Origin of the sequence: Aeromonas sp. HMWF017, assembly GCF_003061465.1 — a bacterium.
Taxonomy (GTDB): Bacteria; Pseudomonadota; Gammaproteobacteria; order Enterobacterales; family Aeromonadaceae; genus Aeromonas; species Aeromonas veronii.
The window spans coordinates 13,034-16,461 of the sequence record NZ_QAJD01000139.1; the positions used below are offsets into that span (position 1 = coordinate 13,034).

Consider the following 3,428-nt stretch of genomic DNA (forward strand, 5'->3'; position numbering starts at 1 on the left):
CGATGCCCATCTGGCGGAAGGTGAAAGTACCGAGCGTCGCGAGCGGTTGCAGCTCACCGGCCTGCTGCCACAAGGGTGGTTCGGCAGCCTGCTGCTGGACGATCTGGATGCCGAGATGGGCAAGCTGGCGGATCGGCTGCGGCCATGGGTTGCGGCCAATGAGTCAGAAAAGCAGGCGGTGGAGATCGATATCTCCCTCACTCAGGGCCAGCTGCAAGGGTGGATCGACACCCAGAAGGGGCGCTTGCTGGTGGTCAAACCCGGCAGCTTCAACGGCAAGGTTCTGCTGCTGGGCTGGATCCAGCACCTCTGCCTCTCATTGAGCGGCGCCCCCGGCGACACCCTGCTGTTCGATGCCAAACAGAGTCTGCGACTGCCTGCGCTCGCTGCCGACGAGGCGCGGCCCAAGCTGGCGGCGCTGGTGGCGTGCTGGGCACAGGGGATGAAGCGGCCGCTGCCGTTCTTCCCCAACACCGCCTGGGATTGGCTCAAGGCGATCGAGAAGGATCCCGACAAGCCGGAGGCGGCCGACAAGGCGGCCCTCACCCGTTTCAACGGCGGCTGGATGATCAATGGGGAGGGGCAAGACGTTTACGTCGCCCGCTGCTTCCCCGAACTCGATGACGAGGTGCTTGGTCAGTTGCAGGCGCTGGCCCGCGAGCACCTGACCCCGCTGCTCAAGACCCTGGAGGAGCTGAAATAATGGCTAACCCGCTCAATACATTGCGTTTTCCCCTCCATGGTGAACGACTGATCGAAGCCTCCGCTGGTACCGGCAAGACCTACACCATCGCCGGTCTCTACCTGCGTCTGCTGCTGGGCCACGGCCCGCTCATTGAGGAGGGTGCCGATGCCGGTCAGCCGAGCGCCCATGAACGGCCGCTCTCGGTGACCGAAATTCTGGTGGTGACCTTTACCGAAGCGGCCACCGCCGAGCTGCGCGGGCGGATCCGCGGTCGCATCCACGAGGCGCGCCTCGCCTTTATGCGCGGCCATAGCAGTGACACCCTGCTGGCCCAATTGCTGGCCGAGGTGGAGGATCACGAATTGGCGGCCCGCCGCCTGCTGGCTGCCGAGCGGCAGATGGACGAGGCGGCGGTCTTTACGATCCACGGCTTCTGCCAGCGGATGCTGAAACAGAACGCTTTCGAGTCGGGCGCCCTCTTTGAAACCGAATTTCTCACCGACGACAGCCAGCTCAGGCTGCAGGCGGTGAGCGACTACTGGCGCGCCGAGTTCTATCCGGTGGATAAAACCCTCGCCAGCGCCGTGCGTGCGCTCTGGCCGAGCCCCGCCGCCCTGCTGCGGGAGATGGGCAGCTGGCTCGACAACAGCGAGCTGGAGATCCACCCCGCACTGGGGGACGAGACCCTCGCCGCTCGCCATCAGGCGGCCATGAATCGCATCGCGGCGGTGAAGCGCGAATGGCTGGCGCAGACGGACGAGATCCGCCGCCAGACCGACGGCCAGATCAGCCGCTACACCGGCAAGAACTACGAAGGGTGGCTTGCCAAGATAAGCGACTGGGCACAGGACGAGAGCAGTGGCTACGCCATCCCCAAGGAGCTGGAGCGCTTTGGCCAGACGGTGCTGGAGGAGAACCTCAAGAAGGGGGGCGCCGTGCCGACCCTGCCGCTTTTCAGCCAGATCGACCAGCTGCTGGCGAGCCGCCCCGGTATTCGCGATCTGATCCTGCAACGGGCGGCCAAGGTGGTGCGCAGCCGGATGCAGGCCAGCAAGCGCCAAGCCCATCAGCTCTCGTTCGATGACCTGCTCAAAGACCTCGACGGGGCGCTTGGCTCAAGCCTTGGTGAGCGGCTCTGCGAGCGCATTCGCGCCACCTATCGGGTGGCGATGATCGACGAATTTCAGGATACCGATCCCCAGCAGTACCGCATCTTCCATCGCCTCTACGGTGGCCACACAGACACGGCGCTGCTGATGATCGGTGACCCCAAGCAGGCCATCTACGGCTTTCGCGGCGCCGACATCTTTACCTACATTCAGGCGCGGCGAAATGTGAGCGCCCACTACACCCTCGGGCGCAACTGGCGCTCCAGCAGTGCGCTGGTGGGGGCGGTCAACGGCCTGTTCGAGCGGGCCAAGGATCCCTTTATCTACGAAGCGGATATCCCCTTCCTGCCGGTGGAGGCGCAGGGCAAGAGCAAGGCGCTGCTGCTCGATGGTGCCACCGCCCCAGTGCTCCACTGTTGGCAGCTGACCGGCCAGCCCACCTTCAACCGGGGGGATTACCAGAGCAAGATGGCCCGCGCCACCGCCGCCGAGATCCACCGCCTGCTGACGTTGGCCCGCGAGGGCAAGGCGCTGATAGGTGACAAGGCGGTCAAGGCCGGAGATATCGCCGTGCTGGTGCGCACCGGCGCCGAGGGCAAGCTGGTGCAGCAGGAGCTGGCGCGCCTCGCCATCGCCTCCGTCTATCTGTCGAACCGCGAGAGCGTGCTGGAGCAGGTGGAGGGGCGGGAGATCCTGCTGATTTTGCACGCCTGTCAGAACCCGAGCGAAGAGCGCAGCCTGCGGGCGGCGCTGGCCACCGGCCTGTTTGATCTGGATGCCAAGGCGCTCGATGGGCTGGCCAGCGACGAGCGGGCGTGGGAGAGCGCGGTGCAGGAGTTTATGGAGTACCGCAAGATCTGGCACCGCCGCGGCGTGCTGGCGATGCTGCGGGCCCTGCTGCACCGGCGCAATCTCGCCTCTTCGCTTTTGGCGAGCCCCTACGGCGAGCGGCGGCTGACCAACTTCCTCCATCTCGGCGAGTTGCTGCAACAGGTGAGCAGCGAGCTGGACGGGGAGTACGCCCTGCTGCGCTGGCTGGGGGAGGCGGTGAGCCGCCCCAACGGGCAGGATGCGGAGCAGGTACTGCGCCTCGAATCCGAGCGCAAGCTGGTGCAGATCGTCACCATCCACAAATCGAAGGGGCTGGAGTATCCGCTGGTGTTCCTGCCCTTTATCTGCAGCCACAGAACCGCCGAGACCCCGCTCTATCACGAGGCGGACGAGGCGGGCAATCGCACCATTCTCGATCTCTCCGGCGCCGACTCGTCGCTCGCCGAAGCGGACAGGGAGCGCCTTGCGGAAGATTTGCGGCTGCTCTATGTGGCACTGACCCGGGGGGTCTACGCCACCTGGCTGGGGTTGGCGCCGGTACGGGCGGGGGCTGGCAAGTCGGAGAAGACCGACCTGCACCACACCGCCATTGGCTACCTGCTGCAAAAGGGGGAAGAGGGGGATGCACAGACGCTGGCGACCGCGCTGACCGAGCTGGCGCAGGCGCTGCCCGGAGTGGCCGTCGGTGAGCCCTCGCTCACCCGTCCGGCCCCGCTGCCGCCAGAGGAGGAGCAGTTGGGCGAGCCGCAGGTGCGCCACTTTAGCGGCTCCCTTGAGCGGGACTGGTGGATCAGCTCCTACTC

General features: G+C 65.9%; 1 protein-coding gene and 1 pseudogene. Both read left to right on the forward strand.

Translation table 11 applies throughout. The annotated features are described in order from the left end of the window. A pseudogene (locus DBR30_RS22225) lies at positions 1-703 on the forward strand (exodeoxyribonuclease V subunit gamma); the annotation flags it as partial. Continuing rightward, the coding region (gene recB / locus DBR30_RS14275) for an exodeoxyribonuclease V subunit beta (RefSeq protein WP_258224437.1) at positions 703-3,428 on the forward strand (2,726 nt) is incomplete at its 3' end. The pseudogene DBR30_RS22225 and the gene recB, both read left to right, overlap by 1 nt.